13 protein-coding genes and 8 pseudogenes are annotated in these 17,493 nt (G+C 60.5%); 13 read left to right on the forward strand and 8 right to left on the reverse strand.

What is annotated here, in order from left to right:
* Positions 1-738 precede the first annotated feature (738 nt).
* The 3 genes and pseudogenes from NKI73_RS30705 to tnpC (NKI73_RS30715) form a co-directional block, all read right to left on the reverse strand.
* The gene (locus tag NKI73_RS30705) at positions 739-1,470 is read right to left on the reverse strand and encodes a glutamine amidotransferase-related protein (protein WP_352635469.1); all 732 of its coding nucleotides are present in this window, start codon (positions 1,468-1,470) and stop codon (positions 739-741) included.
* A 641-nt stretch (positions 1,471-2,111) separates the two neighbouring features.
* Positions 2,112-2,543, reverse strand: a complete 432-nt coding sequence (locus NKI73_RS30710; protein WP_352635471.1) for an IS1096 element passenger TnpR family protein — start codon at positions 2,541-2,543, stop codon at positions 2,112-2,114.
* A gap of 8 nt (positions 2,544-2,551) precedes the next feature.
* Positions 2,552-3,836, reverse strand: a pseudogene (gene tnpC / locus NKI73_RS30715) (IS66 family transposase).
* 94 nt (positions 3,837-3,930) lie between these two features.
* Here tnpC (NKI73_RS30715) and NKI73_RS30720 point away from each other — a divergent pair.
* The 9 genes and pseudogenes from NKI73_RS30720 to NKI73_RS30760 all read left to right on the forward strand — a co-directional run.
* Positions 3,931-4,266 (forward strand): annotated as a pseudogene (locus NKI73_RS30720) (helix-turn-helix domain-containing protein); the annotation flags it as partial.
* A 242-nt stretch (positions 4,267-4,508) separates the two neighbouring features.
* On the forward strand, positions 4,509-5,855 hold the full coding sequence (locus NKI73_RS30725) for an IS110 family RNA-guided transposase (RefSeq protein ID WP_352635472.1): 1,347 nt from the start codon (positions 4,509-4,511) through the stop codon (positions 5,853-5,855).
* Between the two features lie 212 nt (positions 5,856-6,067).
* Entirely contained in the window at positions 6,068-6,385 is a 318-nt protein-coding gene (locus NKI73_RS30730; RefSeq protein WP_352635475.1) for an IS66 family insertion sequence element accessory protein TnpB, read from the forward strand.
* Positions 6,385-6,657, forward strand: a complete 273-nt coding sequence (tnpB, locus tag NKI73_RS30735) for an IS66 family insertion sequence element accessory protein TnpB (protein WP_352635476.1) — start codon at positions 6,385-6,387, stop codon at positions 6,655-6,657. The genes NKI73_RS30730 and tnpB overlap by 1 nt, the downstream gene beginning before the upstream one ends.
* A 74-nt stretch (positions 6,658-6,731) precedes the next feature.
* Positions 6,732-7,403: pseudogene (locus NKI73_RS30740) on the forward strand (transposase domain-containing protein); the annotation flags it as partial.
* A 167-nt stretch (positions 7,404-7,570) separates the two neighbouring features.
* A complete protein-coding gene (locus NKI73_RS30745; RefSeq protein ID WP_352635478.1) occupies positions 7,571-8,806 on the forward strand; it encodes a tyrosine-type recombinase/integrase in 1,236 nt (411 codons plus the stop codon).
* Positions 8,803-9,753 carry a tyrosine-type recombinase/integrase gene (locus tag NKI73_RS30750; protein WP_352635479.1) on the forward strand — a complete coding sequence of 317 codons (951 nt, stop codon included), beginning with the start codon at positions 8,803-8,805 and terminating at the stop codon, positions 9,751-9,753. The genes NKI73_RS30745 and NKI73_RS30750 overlap by 4 nt, the downstream gene beginning before the upstream one ends.
* Entirely contained in the window at positions 9,746-10,717 is a 972-nt protein-coding gene (locus NKI73_RS30755) for a tyrosine-type recombinase/integrase (RefSeq protein WP_352635481.1), read from the forward strand. The genes NKI73_RS30750 and NKI73_RS30755 overlap by 8 nt, the downstream gene beginning before the upstream one ends.
* A gap of 116 nt (positions 10,718-10,833) precedes the next feature.
* Positions 10,834-11,106 (forward strand): annotated as a pseudogene (locus NKI73_RS30760) (IS66 family transposase); the annotation flags it as partial.
* A gap of 32 nt (positions 11,107-11,138) precedes the next feature.
* On the opposite strand, the gene NKI73_RS30765 reads toward NKI73_RS30760, so the two are convergent.
* Entirely contained in the window at positions 11,139-12,695 is a 1,557-nt protein-coding gene (locus NKI73_RS30765) for an ISL3 family transposase (protein ID WP_352635483.1), read from the reverse strand.
* Positions 12,696-12,817: 122 nt separating this feature from the next.
* On the opposite strand from NKI73_RS30765, the pseudogene tnpC (NKI73_RS30770) reads away from it, so the two are divergent.
* From tnpC (NKI73_RS30770) to NKI73_RS30780, 3 pseudogenes are all read left to right on the forward strand, one after another.
* Positions 12,818-13,570, forward strand: a pseudogene (tnpC, locus tag NKI73_RS30770) (IS66 family transposase); the annotation flags it as partial.
* 39 nt (positions 13,571-13,609) lie between these two features.
* Positions 13,610-13,732 (forward strand): annotated as a pseudogene (locus NKI73_RS30775) (IS630 family transposase); the annotation flags it as partial.
* Between the two features lie 87 nt (positions 13,733-13,819).
* A pseudogene (locus tag NKI73_RS30780) lies at positions 13,820-14,038 on the forward strand (hypothetical protein); the annotation flags it as partial.
* A 110-nt stretch (positions 14,039-14,148) separates the two neighbouring features.
* On the opposite strand, the gene NKI73_RS30785 reads toward NKI73_RS30780, so the two are convergent.
* Complete coding sequence (locus NKI73_RS30785) at positions 14,149-15,348, reverse strand: IS256 family transposase (protein WP_352635485.1); 1,200 nt, start codon at positions 15,346-15,348, stop codon at positions 14,149-14,151.
* A 44-nt stretch (positions 15,349-15,392) separates the two neighbouring features.
* Here NKI73_RS30785 and NKI73_RS30790 point away from each other — a divergent pair.
* Positions 15,393-16,298: pseudogene (locus NKI73_RS30790) on the forward strand (IS630 family transposase); the annotation flags it as partial.
* A gap of 2 nt (positions 16,299-16,300) precedes the next feature.
* Here NKI73_RS30790 and NKI73_RS30795 read toward each other — a convergent pair.
* The 3 genes from NKI73_RS30795 to NKI73_RS30805 all read right to left on the reverse strand — a co-directional run.
* Positions 16,301-16,624: a transposase gene (locus NKI73_RS30795; protein WP_352635487.1), complete on the reverse strand. Its 324-nt coding sequence runs from the start codon at positions 16,622-16,624 to the stop codon at positions 16,301-16,303.
* Complete coding sequence (locus NKI73_RS30800) at positions 16,528-16,848, reverse strand: transposase (RefSeq protein WP_352635488.1); 321 nt, start codon at positions 16,846-16,848, stop codon at positions 16,528-16,530. The genes NKI73_RS30795 and NKI73_RS30800 overlap by 97 nt, the downstream gene beginning before the upstream one ends.
* Positions 16,849-16,972: 124 nt before the next feature.
* Positions 16,973-17,493, reverse strand: a 521-nt coding sequence (locus tag NKI73_RS30805) for a M24 family metallopeptidase (protein ID WP_352635490.1), incomplete at its 5' end; no start/stop codon positions are given.

The following is a 17,493-nucleotide window of genomic DNA, read 5'->3' on the forward strand; positions in this document are numbered from 1 at the left end:
ATGGATCGCCGATGCCACGGGCAGTGAGCTGGCCTCCCTTGCAGTAGGCATCGGCCGTGACATTGAGGCTGTCCGGGCGGCAATCACCCAGCCCTGGAGCACGAGCCCGGTCGAAGGTCAGATCAACCGCCTCAAGACGATCAAGCGCCAGATGTACGGGCGCGCCGCCTATCCACTCCTCCGGAGCCGACTGCTGGCAGCCGCTTGACCCGCCCGGAAAGGGACACCCAAAAAAGTAGTTCCTGCACCAAATATGCGGAAGAACCCGATCAGGACGAGATTCGGACTCACATGCACGGCGTCTCCGCTAGTCCAGGCTTCACGTTCGCCCAACTCGATCCAAAACCGAACCCGAAGCTCCGAAGTGAGTACCGGCTTAAGGTTGAGCGTCTAAACGGCCAGAGCCGGGAAGGAGTCCGTTTGGGGACATACACCTCAGACATAGCGTTGTGTTGGCGGAGCTGAGCCCTCCTGGAGGTGCGCCACGAAAAAAGATGTGCAACCGTCGGAGGGCAACGGCGAATGACTGCGCTGAGTTCTACTCCATAGGCATCCGCCTTGACCACACCCGCAACACTAGGCTAGGCACTCCAGAGCAACCCCGTTTGCTTTAAGCCTGCAAGGAGTAAGGGCGGCCGCCCCTCACACCTCGGTCATAACGTCTAGTCCCACGCCCTGGATTAACCCGGCCCCTCAGCTGGGAACGGCTGTTCAGTTGGCTTACAGGCCACCGCTTTTTCAACCCGCTGACGACGGGCGCTTAGTGAAACAGGCAGCTTGCACGGCCGGCTCGAAAAAGCGCTCCTGGAACTCCGTGAACCAAGCATGTTGCGCGGCGTCATGGATGTTCATCAGCCTGTCTTGCTTGGCACGGTCCTGGGCGCCTAGTCTAACGTATTTTCCTGGGTCTTGCTGCCATCGGCGAAACACGGAGGGACTTGCCTCGGGATGGAATTGGAATCCAAAGGCCTTCTCGCCATAACGGAACGCTTGGTGCTCAAATAGCTCGCTTTTGGCCAGGAGGTCGGCGCCAGCCGGAATCTCGAATTGGTGATAGTGCGCCTCCGCGACGTGTAGCCGTTCCGGGAGATAGGCTTTCCCGACCTCGGTTGCGACGATTTCATAGTAGCCGAACTCGCCCGGATCGCCAGGAAGAGGTCCAACCTTCGCGCCCAGGACAGTAGCCATAACTTGGGCGCCAAGACAGATCCCAAGCAGGGGGACGTTCTGCTTTAGGCATTGCTCGGCCCATTCTTTTTCGTCCCTGAGAAACGGGTACTCGTGATCGTCGAAGACGTTAAATTTCCCGCCAAAGATCACGCTGCCGACGACCGATGCATCCACATCGTCTAACCGCTCGCCCAAGAAGGGTCTGATCGTTTGGGCTAGTACGCCGTGCGCCCGGAAGAATTCAACGACCCGGTCGTCCTCCGGGCCATCTTCATGCCGAACCAATACAACACGAGCCACTACAGTCTCCCCTTCAAACGCTAAGAATCCAGCCGACGCTGATGGCAATCTGCTGCAGGGCCCGCCAAACGAGGCCCGACAATGCGGATAGTTTTATGTGTGATGATGAGCGGACCAAAAATCGCGCTCGTCACCACAACCAGGACAAGCACCGCGCCAACTAGGTCCCAAATTTGTCCTGTTTTATCCGCTGCTGCGGCCCTCGTGTGAATTAGAGGGGGGTAAAACTCCCCATTATCGACACTGTGGTTTCCGAACCGGCTATATAGACTACAACACTGTCAATGTAAAGCATCCATCGCCCTTCCTCCAGAATCAGCTATAGAATCCGGACAATTACTGGTTGCGGCCGGTCTGCGCGATCCCGATGTGAAAGTCGTAATTACCTTCGATCATAGACAACCAGTCATCGGATCGAAACTGAGCTTCGCTTTCTTCTCGAATACAGCTAGTGTAGCTTCGATTTCGTCTACATCCCGCTGAGAGCGGCCAATGGCAACCGACCGATGGGTAGTGCGCTGCAGAAGATCTGCAGCATCCAGCTAGAGCGCGTCCTGTGATCGATGAATCGATTATGAAGTGACGTCAGCGTCTTGGTAATTACCCACCCCCTTGCCCCCTCGATGCGGCAGGGTGCGCCGTCAGTCGTCGTCGATGTCCGGGTACTGCGGGGGAGCCTTGCCGATCGTGCTGACGATCCTCGGGTAATTGGCATCGGGCTGCGCCTGCCCTGTTCCAATAACTTCAACGCGAAAGCGCCATTCGTCACCGTAGTCGTACAAGAGCGTCATTGCCGAGCCCACCTTCTGGAAGGCTGTGGTGACGCGCGTGCCCTTCACGCTGCGAGAGCCGCTCCCCTCTAGGTCGGCGAAGAGTTCGAACCGCAGGGGCGAGTCGAACAGCTTTCCCGTCAGCTTTGAATAGAAGCCGTAGGCGTGGTCCATGTCGAAGCCAAATTCCGCTACGATGGCTTCGGCCAAATCCGCCAGCGTGCTCGAACTCGACACCTCGATGTCCCGATAAAGCCGTGCCCGAAGAGAGGCTCGGAAGATCAAGGTCGCGGGCTCAGTCATGGCGGATTTCAGGCGCTGACGGTTTGAAGGATGATTTTGAAGGGGTTCGTGCCTGGCGTGAGACGAGCCGTGTCGACGACGGTTCGAATGTCGGCTTCGCCCTGGGCGGCCCACATGGCGCGATAGCCGTTGGTGATCTTCCGTTGAACGACGGCGGGTCTCAGCGCGCGTTCGCAGGCGTTGTTCGTCGCGTCGACCATTCCTGGTCATTGGGCAAAGGTCAAAAGTTGATCGCGAGCTCGCCTGAACTTGTTTTGGATGTCGCGGGCCAGATCGCATGACGTTGTGGTGGCGAAGATATCGTCCAGACTTCGCTCCAGGGCGCGACGCTTGCCGGCGATGGTCGAGGCGGCGAAGGTTTCGATACCGTCGGCTAGGGCGAAGGCCCTTTGCAGCCAACGCTTGAGCCGTGAGGGCAGCATGTCCTCACTTGCCTCGTCCGCATAGGCGACGTCGCGGGCGAGATGCGCCAGGCAGGTCTGATGCGCATTTGCGTGACCTTGTTGCGCGGCATAGCGATCGGAACACCAGACGTCGGGCCGATGGCCGTCCATCAGGGTCCGGACCACGACAGCGCCGCGCGTTGGCGCCGCTTGATGAACAACCGCTTCGGCGCAGCGAAACACCCAGTGGTAGGCGTTGCTTCCTTCGATCCCCACGCCGGTCTCATCGGAGGCGATGACCTTGGCCCGGCGCAACGCCGCGACGGCCTTGTCGCACTCGTCCGCGAAGGCGCCCTGCGCACGGCGCAACATGTTCATCAGTCCGCCCTGGCTAATGGTGAGACCGAAAAGGTTCGCGAACGCGCCCTGCAGCCGCTCGTAGGACAGGGCCTGGAAAGTCTTGAGATAGGTCGCTACGGCGTGCACGCGTGGCCCGAACGGCGTCCCCTTCGCCGCATCTGGCACAGCCGCGACGACCAGCGTGCCGCAGGACGGGCAACGGACTGCCAGACGCCGATGGCGCCTCAATCAAAGGCCTGATCGCAGGAAGCTCAATCTTGTCGTGCTCGCTGACGGTTTCGGCAGCAAGATCGCTCGACAGGCTGGCGCGGCAGCAAAGGCATTGGTCGGGATGATGATCGATGATGCGATCGGCATCCTCACTCATGGCGCGGCTGTGACCTTCATGACCCGCCTTGGCGCCGGCAGGCTTTGCCCTGTCCCGCCGCGCCTTGCGATCGCTCGACGGTGGCTTGGACGACGTGCGTGATGTCTTCTCTGGCCGCTGCATCCGCAACATCAGATCGATCAGCTCTTCCTTCGTCAGACGCTGCAAATCAGTGCGTTCCATATCCCCATAGATTCAGGGATTCTTGCCCCTGACAAGGGCGTGAGTAATTACGCGTCTTGTGCTGATTCAACATCCATCTCGACGGAGGTGGATGATGGGAAGAGCATTGAGCGGGGATCTTCGGTCGCGGGTCTTGAAGGCTTCGGACGAGGGCATGTCGGCGCGGCAAGCGGCGGCGCGGTTCGGCGTGGGAGTGTCCAGCGCGATCCGCTGGATTGTGCGGGCGAAGATCGGCGAACTGGCGCCACGCCCGCAGGGCCGCCGCCGCGCCTCCAGCCTCGATGCGCATGAAGCCTTCATCGTCGGGCTGATCGAGGAGCGCAAGGACATCACGCTGAACGAGATGGTGGAGCGGCTCAGCGCCGAGCATTCGGTGCGGATCAGCCGCAGCGCCTTGAGCGCCTGGCTTCGCGGCCACGGCTGGACATTCAAAAAAACTGTCACGGGCCGTTGCCCGCCTGCGCGCGGTAGAAACAGCCTATGCTACCCTCGCACCTCGGAGGGTAGCGACCGTCAGCTTATTGGAGGCGCAGTCCCCGTAAAAAAAAGTGGTCCATGGGTGCATGCGAACTTGAGAGTGGTGACGCCGCTCCAACGGCGATCCCCATTAGGAAGATGAAGATAGGCATAGCCCAGACCCTCCCGCCCACAATTTTTGATGGGGGATTTGCGATGCCCAAGATGACGACCGGCGACCGCCCGGAGTTGAAGCCGGTCAATGTTGGTGCCGCTGGCATCGACATCGGATCAAGAATGCACATGGCAGCGGTCGACCCGGCCTGCACAGACACACCAGTGCGAGCGTTTGGCACATTCACGCAAGACCTGCATGATCTGGCGGACTGGTTCAAAGCGTGCGGCGTGACCAGTGTCGCGATGGAATCCACCGGGGTCTATTGGATCCCGGCCTACGAGATTCTCGAGCAGCACGGGTTCGAGGTCATTCTGGTCAATGCGCGTTACGCAAAGAACGTGCCTGGGCGCAAAACAGATGTCAGCGATGCCGCGTGGCTCCGCCAGCTTCATTCTTACGGTTTGTTACGCGGGAGTTTCCGTCCTGATGCCGAGATCGCAACCCTGCGCGCCTATCTGCGTCAGCGGGAGCGGCTCGTGGAATACGCAGCCGCCCATATCCAGCACATGCAGAAGGCCCTGACGGAAATGAACCTGCAACTTCACCACGTCGTCTCCGACGTCACCGGCGCGACCGGTATGCGGATCATCCGAGCGATTGTAGCGGGCGAGCGCAATCCCGATATATTGGCTACCTACCGCGATGTGCGCTGCCATTCCTCTGTCGAGACGATCCGCGCTGCACTGGTGGGCAACGACCGGGACGAACATGTCTTCGCCCTGACCCAGTCGCTGGAGCTTTACGACACCTATCAGGCCAAGATGCTCGACTGCGATCGCAAGCTGGAATCCTTAATAGCGGCGCTGACTGACAAAGGGACCAAGCCGGTCGGCAAGCTCTCCAGGCCGCGGGTGAAGACCAAGCAGGTCAATACACCATCGTTCGATGTGAGGACCGCTCTATACGGCGTGCTTGGCGTTGATCTGACCGAGATCCATGGATTGGGTCCGTCACTCGCGTTAAAGCTTGTCGGCGAGTGCGGCACGGATCTGAGGGCTTGGCCGAGCGCCAAGCACTTTACCTCCTGGCTGTGTCTCGCGCCGGGGAACAAAATCTCCGGCGGCAAGGTGCTCTCTTCACCCACGCGGAGATCATCCAGCCGGGCAGCAGCGCTGTTGCGGTTGGCGGCCACGACTATCGGGCGGAGCGATACGGCGCTCGGAGCATTCTATCGTCGGCTGTCCTCTCGTGCGGGCAAGGCGAAGGCCGTGACGGCGACCGCCCGCAAAATTGCGGTCCTGTTCTACAACACCCTCAGGCATGGCATGACCTACAGGGATCCGGGCGCCGATCACTATGAGGAACAATATCGCAGCCGTGTCCTCGCCAACCTGAAGCGGCGCGCCAAATCGCTGGGCTTCGTTTTGCAAGCTGTTCCATGGTAAGCGCGTAGGCATCCCCACGTAGCGTGCAGGCGGTTGATCGCTCATTTTCAGCATGAATCATGCGGAGAATCCTGTGAGCGACAGTATGAGCCATCATCGAACATTCGAGATTTTGACGGCGGAGCCTGTGCCGTCCCGACGCAAGCCCGCGCCATCGGTCGGACGAAGAGAAGGCACGGCTTGTCGCCGAAGCCTTCTCGCCAGGGGGTAATGTGTCGGCAGTTGCGCGTTCCGAGGGGCTGGACCCCTCGCAGCTCTATGCATGGCGCCGCAAGGCGCTTTCGTCGGGCATGGTTGCGCCACTGACGGAGGCAGCGAGCAAGCCGGCGAAGTTCACGCGCTTTGAAGCGATGGGCAGCGACATGGTGGAAATCGTCATTGGCGATGCCGTGGTGCGCGCCGGCGGCGATGTTGATCCCGATCGCCTGGCGAGAATCATCCGCGCGGTTCGCAAGGCATACTCGCTTCCGGTGTGGTGGTTTACGTGTCGTGCCAACCTGTCGACTTCCGCAAGGGCGCGGCATCTTTGATGGCGCTGGTCAGGGATGGCGGCCTGGACCCGTTCTCGGGGGCGCTTCACGTGTTCCGCTCGAAGCGTGCGGACCGGGTTCGCATCGTGTGGTGGGACGGCAGCGGGGTTTGTCTTTATTCGAAGACTCTGGAAGATCACAGCTTCTGCTGGTCTGCGATATCGGCCGCGCGCATGCGTCTCGACCACGCGCAGCTGATGGCGCTTCTGGCCGGGTTAGACTGGAAAAAGATCCGTCCGGCCAGGGTCAGGCGGCCGTTATCGACGGGCTGAAACCGGCCTGCGGCAAGATGAATCATGCGGCTGGAGGTTGGGAAAGCGGCTGTTTTTGTGCTCTGTTGCTTGCCATGGTTCTACCGGGTCTTGCTCTTCCCGACGACGTTGATGCGCTGAAGGCGATGATCCTTTCCATGGCTCGCGAGCAGGCTGCAAGCGAGGCCCGGATCGCAGTCGCCGAAGCTCGGATCGTAGCATCCGAGGCGGAGGTCGCCCGGCTGAAGGCCGTCGAGAGGAGCGCCAACGAGCGGATCGCCAATCTCACGTCGATCCTGAAAGTTTTACAGCGCACGCACCATGGCACGCGTTCCGAGCGGCTACGCCTGGCCATCGACGACGAGCAGGCCTCCTTTGCCTTCGAAGAGGTCGAGACCGGCCTTTCTGAAATCCGGAGCGAACTCGACCGCGCGGTCGGAAACAAGCCGAAGCGCGCCCCGCGTCCGCGCAAAGGTTTTGCTGCCCACCTCGAACGCATCGAGGAAGTTATCGAGCCGGAAATCCCAGGCGACTGCGAGGGGCTGGAAAAGGTTCTGATCGGTGAGGACCGATCCGAGCGGCTGGACGTCGTGCCGCCGAAGTTCCGGGTCATCGTCACGCGCCGTCCCAAATACGCTTTCCGGGGCCGTGACGGCGTGGTCCAGGCTCTGGCGTCGGCGCACATCGTTGAAAGCGGCCTGCCGACGGAGCGGCTGCTCGCCTACATCGCCGTGTCGAAATACGCCGACGGCCTTCCGCTTTACCGGTTATGTTGATATCAACATAAACGATAAGATGTTGCGCACGGAATTATGCTGCGGAAGCTCCGGTTCTCCCTGAGTTTCAGGCGATTCCAAGCAAATCTCCGCAACATAATTTTCTGAAGCACATCCGATGTCATGATCCAGGCGCCAACAACGAGGAGACCTGGGTTATGTTTGAGGTTCTTTTTAGCCGACCGTCTGCGATCGCACGATATCGTTCCGCTCCATTGCTCAGGGAGCGGCTCCTCTATCTTGCCCATTGCGAGCAAATCGGCATCAAGCTTGAGACGCTGTGCAAGATCGCCGCCTACCAGCTGGACCTGGTGCGCATTCTCGATTTGCATGACAACGACAGCTCGATCTTGCTCAAGGTCGAGAATGGTTTCCGGCTATGGTCTTTACCCGCCGAACGCAAATCACGACCTGGCGCGCGTCGACAATTCTTCGGGCACGCTGAGCGATGGATGCGCTTTATGGGCTGGCTTGAGGAGCCCGAGACGACACGCCACTCCCATACGCGCGAGGTCACTATCTTTGCGGCGCGCATGTCTTCCGAATACGGATGGGCGGACGCCACGATCGAAGGATGTTGCCGGACGGTCGATTGCTTTTTTGTCTGGCTGGACGGGAGAGGCGTCGATCTGGCGTCGGTCGGGATCACCATGATCGATCAGTTCATCGCGCGCTGTCACGCGCGCGGCTTCAGTCGATCAACGATCCATCTCTATGCGCAGCAACTGCGCAGATTCGTCCGGTTCGCCGGACAGCAGGGTTGGTGCAGGCCGGGGCTGGCCGACGGGATCATGCCGCCGCGACGCTATCCCGGCGAGACGATTCCGAAAGGGTTGAAGCGGGACGAGGTCATCCGCCTGCTCGCGACCACTGAGGGCGACCGTCCTTACGACATACGCGCCCGTGCCATCCTGATGCTGCTGATCACCTACGGCCTGCGCGCCGGCGAGGTCAGCGGCCTTCAGCTCGACGATCTGGACTGGGAGCAGGAGATGTTGCGGGTGCGCTGTCCCAAGCCCGGACGCACGCATCTCTATCCGCTGTCACCAGGCGTGGGGCAGACGATCCTGCGCTACCTGCGCGCGGTTCGTCCCGCGCACCCGGAACGAAGTCTGTTCCTGACGATGAAGGCCCCGATCAAGCCGCTTAGCCGGGGAGTAATAAAGGGGATCGTCTGTACTCGTCTCGATCGTCTCGGAATCACCGGCAAACGCCGCGGTCCGCATGCGCTGCGCCATGCCGCCGCCCAGCATCTCCTCGATCAGGGTCTGTCGATGAAAGCGGTCGGCGACTTTCTCGGCCATCGAAGCACCGCGGCTACCTCAATCTACGCCAAGGTGCAGCTCAATGCTCTTCGCGAGGTTGCGGAGATTGATCTGGAGGGGCTGTTATGATCCTCCGTGACGCGATCGACCACTATGTAGCGTGGCGGCGAGCCCATGGCGCCCGATTTATTACCAGCGCAAGCACATTGTACCAATTTTGCAAGAGCGTTCCTGAGCACGTGTGCTGCGATGCTGTTCCAGAAAGCGAGGTGCGCCGATTCCTCGCCGGAACCGGTCCGCTCACCCGTTGGCGTGCTAACAAGTACGGCGCTCTCGCCGGATTTTACCGTTATGCGATCAGCCGCGGTTATGCCGCCCGGTCGCCGCTGCCGGCGGCGGACGAAGAGCCGAGAGAACCGCAATCGGCGCCGTCTTACATCTATTCCCGCGAGGAACTGCAGCGCCTGTTCGGGGCCGTCGACATCAGCCGCAAGCACGCCATCCGGCTCGATGCCGACACCTTCCGTACACTGCTCTTGATCCTGTACGGAGCTGGACTGCGAACCAGTGAGGCGCTCCACCTGTCCATGAGGGACGTCGACCTTGCGGACGCCGTGCTGACGGTGCGGAACACCAAATTCTACAAGAGCCGCCTCGTTCCCGTTGCCTCCCCACTCGCCGGCGCGCTTAGGGCTTATGCCGAACGACGTTCGGACCGTCCGCTGCCCGAAGGGATGGCGTCCGCCTTCCTTGCAAACCGCGACGGAACGCAGGTGAGGAAGCACAATGTCAACCATGCGTTGAGACGGCTGCTCGAGACCGCCGGAATCGGTCGCAAGGATGACGGCCGGCGCGCCCCGTGTCTGCACGCCCTGCGCCACACCGCGGCCGTGCACCGGCTGACGTCCTGGTACCGCGAGGGCGCCGATGTGCAACGGCTGCTGCCGGCGCTCTCGACCTATCTCGGCCACGCCAACCTGGACGACACAAGCGTTTACCTGTCCATGACGCCGGAGCTCCTGTACGAAGCGTCGGTCTGCTTCGACCGCTACGTCAATGGAGGAGACCATGCGTGATTCCCGCACGCTCGGCCCCTGGCTCCGGCGCTTCCTGGCTGATTACATCGTCACCGAGCGCTGTCTCGCCCGCAACACGCAAAAGAGCTACCGCGACACCTTCACGCTGCTCCTGCCATTTATCAGCGCCAAGGTCCGCAAACCAGCGGACCTCCTGGATGTCGAGGATATCGCTCCATCACGCGTGCTGCAGTTCCTTGCCTATCTTGAGGAGGACCGCGGCTGTTCGGTGCAGACCCGCAACCAACGCCTGACGGCGATCCGGTCCTTCGCCCGCTTCGTCGCCAGCCGTGATCCGGCCCGTCTCGCCTGGTGTGCGCAGATCCGCGCCATTGCAACGAAGAAGGCTGCATCACAGCCGATCTCGTGGATGTCCAAGGATGAGATGGAGGCCCTGCTCGCGGTTCCCGAGCGCCAGACGCCGCCGGGCCGGGCCGAACACGCCTTGTTGCTCTTCCTCTACAACACCGGGGCGCGGGTCTCGGAGGCGACCCGATTGCAGGTCGACAATCTCCAGGTCGGCCGGCACCGCGACAATCATGCGCTCGTCACCCTTTGCGGCAAGGGCAACAAAATCCGGCAATGCCCACTGTGGCCACGCACGGAAGACGCGCTTGGCGAACTCGTTCGGGGACGCGCAAACGGTGCCCCCGTCTTCATCAGCCGCCATCGCAAGCGCTATACGCGGTTCGGCGTCTATCGGCTTGTCGAGCGATGCGCGGCGCGCGTACCAACGCTTGCCGCAAGGGCCATCACGCCGCATGTGATCCGTCACACAAGCGCCTGTCATTTGCTGCAGGCCGGTGTCGACCTTAACACCATCCGCGCATGGCTCGGACACGTCAGCCTCGAGACCACCAACATCTACGCCGAAATCGATCTCCAGATGAAGGCGAAGCGATGGCGCTGTGCGATGCAGCGGCTTCGGGGCCAGACCGGCCTTGGAAGGAGGACAAGGGTGTGATGGCGTTCCTGAATGCAATTTGACTTCAGAAAATTATGTTGCGGAGATTTGCTTGGAATCGCCTGAAACTCAGGGAGAACCGGAGCTTCCGCAGCATAATTCCGTGCGCAACATCTTACCGGCAGGAGACGGTCTATCTGCGCGACGGTGTCGAGATCAGCCGGTCGCTGATGGCGCAGTGGATGGGGCATCTGGGCTTCGAGTTGCAGATGCTCGCTGATTACATCCTCGAGCGTGTGAAGGAGGGCGAAAGGGTCTTCGCCGACGAGACGACCTTGCCCACCCTTGCCCCCGGTTCCGGGAAAACCACGAAAGCCTGGCTACGGGCCTACGCACGGGATGATCTGTCAATGATCACGGAATCGGGACCCCATATTTTCGCGCAAAAGGGGGTCTGACGCACTCTCGATGATATTTTGTTTCAGGCAGCACCGATCAAACGTGCTTGGAGAAGGTCAAGCTTTCCGCGGCCGTACATCTGCCGTTTTACAAGCTTGAGCTTGGTGATCTGTCCTTCCGTCTGCCCGTTGGACCATGGCTCGGTGATCGCGGCGCGGACGGCAGCACGGTCGCGAATGATGCCATTGGCGAAAGACGCAATGAGGCTTTTGCTGGCGTCGGCGATCCACGGCTCGAGCTCATCGGCGACTTTCTTGCGGATCATGGAATGGAAACCAGCGATCAGATTGCGTGCTTCCACCAGCATGGGCACACCCGCCTCGATGACGGCGATCATCACCGTGTCGGTTTTGTTCAGATGATCGCGCGCCGTCGTCATTAACCGTGCGATCGTTCTGGCTGATGGCACCTTGTGGAGTTGCTGATCGGATGCCTGTTCGGCGCGTCGTCGTCGCCTTGCCCATTCGCTGACGACACCCAGACGTCCCCGAAAGCCCTTTGTCTTCAGCCGTCGCCAAAGCTCGCTTGCATTGTGGCAACCAGATTTCCATTGCCCGTCCAGGAAGGGCAGCCAGGCTTCGAGTGAACTCTGGCGGGCGCGGAAAATATCGGTCCGCTGGCCACGGACCACCTGACGGACCAGCTTACGGCTGTGGCCGGTGCGACGCACGATCTCCTTGATAGGGATGTCTTCGCTGGCAAGTTTCATGATTGCCGCATTTGTCTCCTCGCGCCGCAGATAGCCTTCGTATTGCCGCTTCTCCGCGTAGGTGAGCAGATCGGGATTGACCGTCGTAGCGCCGATCGCAGTTCGGATTGTCCGCATCGACTTGCGGACGGCGTCGAGGAAAGCCGCACTCGCATTCTCCATGAGATGCCAGCGGTCGGCGACCTGAACCGCTTCGGGCAACGCCTTCGCGGTCGCTTCACCGTAACCGCCGCCGCGGTCGCGCGAGACGGTTTCGATCTGAGGATGGTCGGCGAGCCAGGCCTCGACGGTGGCAACCTCACGATCAGGCAACAGCGTCACGATCCGCCGCCGCTCCAGATCACAGACGATCGTGCCGTAACGATGGCCGCGACGGAAGGCCCAATCATCAATGCCGACAACTTTGAGAGGATCTGTTTGCAAACAGGCCCGTCGCCGCACCACCCGCAGCAGCGTGTCATTACTGACCGGGACCATCAGCCGCTTCGCAAAACTGGCCGCCGGCCGGCCGCCGAGCGCCAGCCCAAGATGATGAACGATACACTCCAATCGCGAGGTCCGGCGGGATCGCTCGGCGACAACGCAGTCGTCAAAGCGTTCAGCGAAGATTCGTCGACGACACAATGGCGCATCGCAGATAAAGCGGCGGGCAACGAGGTGAAGCTCTACCTTCATCCCGGTACAGGGAAGATCCGAAACTCGTCGAAGATAGCGGCTATGGATCCGGTGCGACACTCTGCGGCAAAGAGGGCAAGGTCGCGCTGGCGCCCCTGAGCGGGCGGTAACGGCAATCACTCCTTCGCTCTCGGCGATGGCCTCGACGGCTAATCCCTCCGGGATCAACGACGACAAACGCAAATTTCTCACCATGGTGCTGATTCCCCTCAGAAAACAGCACAACGCCAGCAGCGAAAATCATCAAATGTGAGTCAGAGCCCCGTTTGGACGAAAATCACCCCTCAAACAGGGTCCTCATTCCATGAAAAATCACAGATGATCGACCCTATGGCGGAACCAGTCCGCCAATGGTTGCCTATCGTTTTGAGGACAGCAGAGGCGCAGATTGCGTGGCGCGCCACCTCGCCGGGTTCAGCGGTATCCTGCAAGTGGATGGCTACTCGGCCTATACCAACCTGGTCAAGGCAGGGGCCAAAGCCGGCAGCAATGAATCAATCCGGCTCGCCGGGTGCTGGGCTCACCTGCGGCGCAAATTCTACGACCTGCATATTAGCGGGATCTCGCAGGCCGCGACGGTAACGATAATCGTCATGACCGAATTGTGGAGGGTCGAGGACGAGGTTCGCGGCAAGGATGCCGGAAGCCGCGCCGCGCTCCGTCAGGAAAAGTCCGTGGCCATTGTCGCGAGCCTCTTCGATCTATGGGAAGCGGAACTGGGGAAGGTCTCTGGAAAATCCAAGACCGCCGAGGCGATCCGCTACGCGCTCACCCGGCGGGAGGCGCTGGAACGCTTTCTGATGGACGGTCGCATCGAAATCGACTCCAATATCGTCGAGCGTGCAATCAGGCCCCAGACGATCACGCGAAAGAATAGTCTATTCGCCGGCAGCCAAGGCGGTGGACGAACCTGGGCGACGGTAGCCACCTTGCTGCAAACCTGCAAAATGAACAGCGTCGATCCGCTCGACTGGCTCTCGCAGACCTTGACCCGCATCGCTCAAGGATGGCCGGCATCCGAGATCGAAATGCTCATGCCTTGGAACTTTAGGCCTGACGTTATCGGCTGACCGCTTACGTTCCATGCGAGACTGAGGCGGCTGTTTCTTAGGAAGTCCGCGCACGCACTGGAGCAGGATCGCCCCGACATTCTGAAGCGGCGCCGGGACTGGTTCGACGGCCAGCTCGATCTCGATCCGGCGAAGCTCGTGTTCATCGATGAGAGTGTGCTGCAGAGGCACGGAAGGAGTTCAGTATGAACTAATACCAAGTCTCACAGAGGCTGACTCCGGAGGGGTTGCCAGCGGCGGCTTGAATTGATTCAACATGGCAAACGGACCGGAGTTCGCCATGCCCATCGCACAGATTTTGACGCCACCACGGTGAGAGCAGCCGCGCGTAGATCAAAGGATGGAGCACAGGCCCGGCGTCTGCTGGCGTTGGCGGCGATCTATGAGGGTGCGATCCGGACGGAGGCAGCGCGGATCGGCGGAGTAACGCTGCAGATCATCCGGGACTGGGTGGTGAAGTTCAACGCAGTTGTGTGCGTCAAGTTCTGCAAAAATGGCGTGGCATTCAGCGGTGACGTTGGCGTGTCCGCCGCGCAGCCCCCGTGTTTAGCGGAGCGGCGGACATGGCGGGCCGCGTCTCAGGCGGCCAGTGCTCTCAGGCTCTCCTTCTTGTGCTCGCGCAGATGATCCATGTTGAGGTAGCGGGTCGCCTCGAGCCAGTTCTCGTGGATCTCCACCGCCAATGCCCGAACCAGCCGCAAACAGCTCTGCGGGTTGGGGAAGATGCGAACGACCAGGGTGCGCCGCTTGATCTCCTGGTTTAGCCGCTCCAGCATGTTCGTCGACTTCATGTGCTTGTGATGCGGCAGCGGCAGCCGGTAGAAGCTCAGCGTCTCCTCGATGTTGTTCTCCACCCAATCCACCAGCTTCGGGTATTTTGCCTGCCATTTGGCGATCCACTGCGCCAGGTCGCGCTTGACCTCGGCTAGGTCGCGCCGGTCATAGAACCATCTGAGCTCCATCAGGCAGTCGTCATCGACCTTGCGCGGCACATAATCGAGCGCGTTTCTGAGGAAGTGCACGTAACAGCGCTGCCAGACTGCCTCAGGCAGGACTTCCCGGATCGCTGCCCTGAGCCCCGGATGGTCGTCGGAGACGACGAACTCCACGCCGGCAAGCCCGCGCTGCTTGAGCCCTGCCACGAACGCGCGCCAGCTCGAATGGCTTTCACGGTTGGCCAGCTCGACACCGAGCACCTGGCGCCGGCCCTCCCAGTCGACGCCGATCGCCACCAAGACCGCCTGGCTGGCGATCACGCCGGCTTCGCGCGCCCGCTCATAGCGCGCGTCCAGAATGAGGTACGGGTAAGGTTCGGCAAGCCGCTGCTCAAAGAACGCCTTCAGGGCTTCATCCAGCCGCGCCGTCGCCTCGCTCACCGTCGAGGCCGAGAAGGAATGGCCGCACAGTTCCTCGGTGATCGCCTTGACCTTGCGGGTCGACACGCCTTGCACGTACATCTCGACCAGCGCCGATACCAGTGCCTTCTCCGAGCGTTGATAACGCTCGAACAATTCCGTCGAGAACCGGCCGGTCCGATCCTGCGGAACGCGAAGTTCCAGGACCCCAACCCGCGTCACAAGCTTGCGCTCATAATAGCCGGACCGGTAACCAACCCGCTCCGCCGTCCGCTCGCCTTTCTCGGCCCCGATGGCCTCCGTCATCTCGGCTTCCAAAGCCTCCTGCACGACAGCCTGCAAAACTCTGCGGAAGCCGTCCTCATCCGACAACAGCAACGCTTTCAACTCGCCTCTGCTCAGTCTAACTTCTCGATTGGTCATGGCACTTACCCTTCCACGGGAATCGGTGATCGCAACGTCACCAGCGTGCCATGGCCGCCTCGCCTCAGGGCAAGGCCTGTTCTCTCTCCAGAGCTTTTTGCAGAACCTTCAGGACACTATCCAACGCGACCGGACCTGACGGATTGATCGACCGGAAGGCGCCAGGGCAGCCGTCGCTGCTGAATGCGACACATCGCGCGGCTCTGGTCGACGCGATCGAGAGGGGCCCGATACCGGCCGTTCACGGGGTGGTGCGCTGGCGGATCATCGACCTGGCGCAAATGCTCTGGGACGATTTCGCTGTCGGTTTCGAGGCCGACGCTGAGCCGCGAGCTGCGAGCGCTCGGCTACCGCAAGCTTTCAGCGCGGCCCAAGCATCATGCCCAGGATCCAGAAGCGATTTGCCGCCGAGTTGGACAAGGTCAGAGCGTCCCTCCCGCGCGGCACGCCGATAGAAGTTTGGTTCCAGGACGAAGCCCGGATTGGGCAAAAGAACAAGATCACGAGGCGTTGGGCGAAGCGAGGAACGCGGCCATCTGCACCGCATGATCAACGCACCAAGTCCGCCTATATCTTCGGGGCGATATGCCCGCAGGAGGGCAAGGCTGCCGGCCTCGTTCTGCCACACTGCATCCGACACCATGAACCTTCATCTGGCAGAGATCTCACTGAACGTCGCGCCCGGTGCCCACGCCGTGCTGCTTATGGATCAGGCTGGTTGGCACCTGACGCCAAAGCTCGAACTGCCAACCAACATCTCCATCATCGCGATCCCCTCAAAATGCCCGGAGCTCAACCCGCAGGAAAACATCTGGCAATTCATGCGCGACAACTGGCTATCGAACCGGGTGTTCGGCTCCTACGACGAAATTGTCGACCATTGTTGCGACGCATGGAACAAGCTTGTCGAGCAACCATGGCGGATAATGTCTATCGGCCTGCGAGATTAGCCTCAGGAGTTCTGATCAGTGAATCTTGGTATAAAGCCTTGGGTGTCGTGCGTTTGCCCGGGCGTTAGGACGAAGCCGAGCGGGCGGCCTTTCGCATCGCACCGGGCATGGAGCTTGGTGGTGAAGCCGCCGCGCGATCGACCAAGCGCCTCGGTCTCCTGAGTCCCCTTTTTATGCCGACCGCGCAATGGTGTGCCCGGACAATGGTGCTGTCGATCACGTCGGCGCTTCAATCTCGCTCGACCACATCTGCCAGCGTTTCGAGCATTGCCTCGAACACGCCGGTCTCGACCCAGCGTCGATAGCGCCGGAAGACGCTGTTCCACTTGCAGTATTCATCAGGCAGGTGTCGCCATTGTGCGCCGGTGCGCACCATCCACATCATACCTTCGAAATACCGTCGATTGTCCTGAGCAGGACGGCATCCGCGTCCTCGTTCCGCAGGAAGAAGCGGACCGATCAGCGCCCATTCCTCGTCCGTCAGACCGATCCGCCGCCCAAAGCTGTCTCCAAGTGGAAGCCTTGACTCAAAAACGGACTCCGCAGTCAATCTTTGTCCACGGGCGCTAAAGACGCCTCAAGGCTTCTCAAGCAGGGGACTTAACGTGACAACAACCTGCTAGGCTCTCTGGAATGCGGCACAGCGCATCACACTGCGCCGGCCTCGCAAGACATCAATGATTTACCAGCAGGTCGCGCGACATATTGCTGAAGGACTTCGCGCCATTATCGGTTACGCGAATGGTTTCACTGAAAATATAACCATCGGTCCGTTCAAAGATGCCAATGATGAGATGCATGGTCATGTTGGCCTGGAGAACCGTCTCATCGCTCTCTTGGAAGCACGGGTTGTCCGACGCCCAATCGATGCCTATTGTATATCCGATTCTGGATTCCTTTCGTACGCCCCGAGGTCCAAATTCGCGTCGAAAAGCTCTTTCCACATCGTTGCACTTCACTCCAGGCCGTATAGCGTCAAAGGCAGCGAGGAAACCATCAAGGCACGCCTGATGAACGTGCCGCGATCTATCGGTCGGTTCTCCCAAAAAAATTGTTCGTGCCAACGCGGTAACATATCGGCGACGGAAGGCGCCGATCTCGAAATTCGTCTGGCAGCCCATCTTGTATCGTTCGTCAGTCCATGCAGCATGCACGGCGTTCGCAGGGGAACCTACATTCATGGAGATAGGGTGGC

Source organism: Mesorhizobium sp. M0496 (genome assembly GCF_040321205.1).
Lineage (GTDB): Bacteria > Pseudomonadota > Alphaproteobacteria > Rhizobiales > Rhizobiaceae > Mesorhizobium.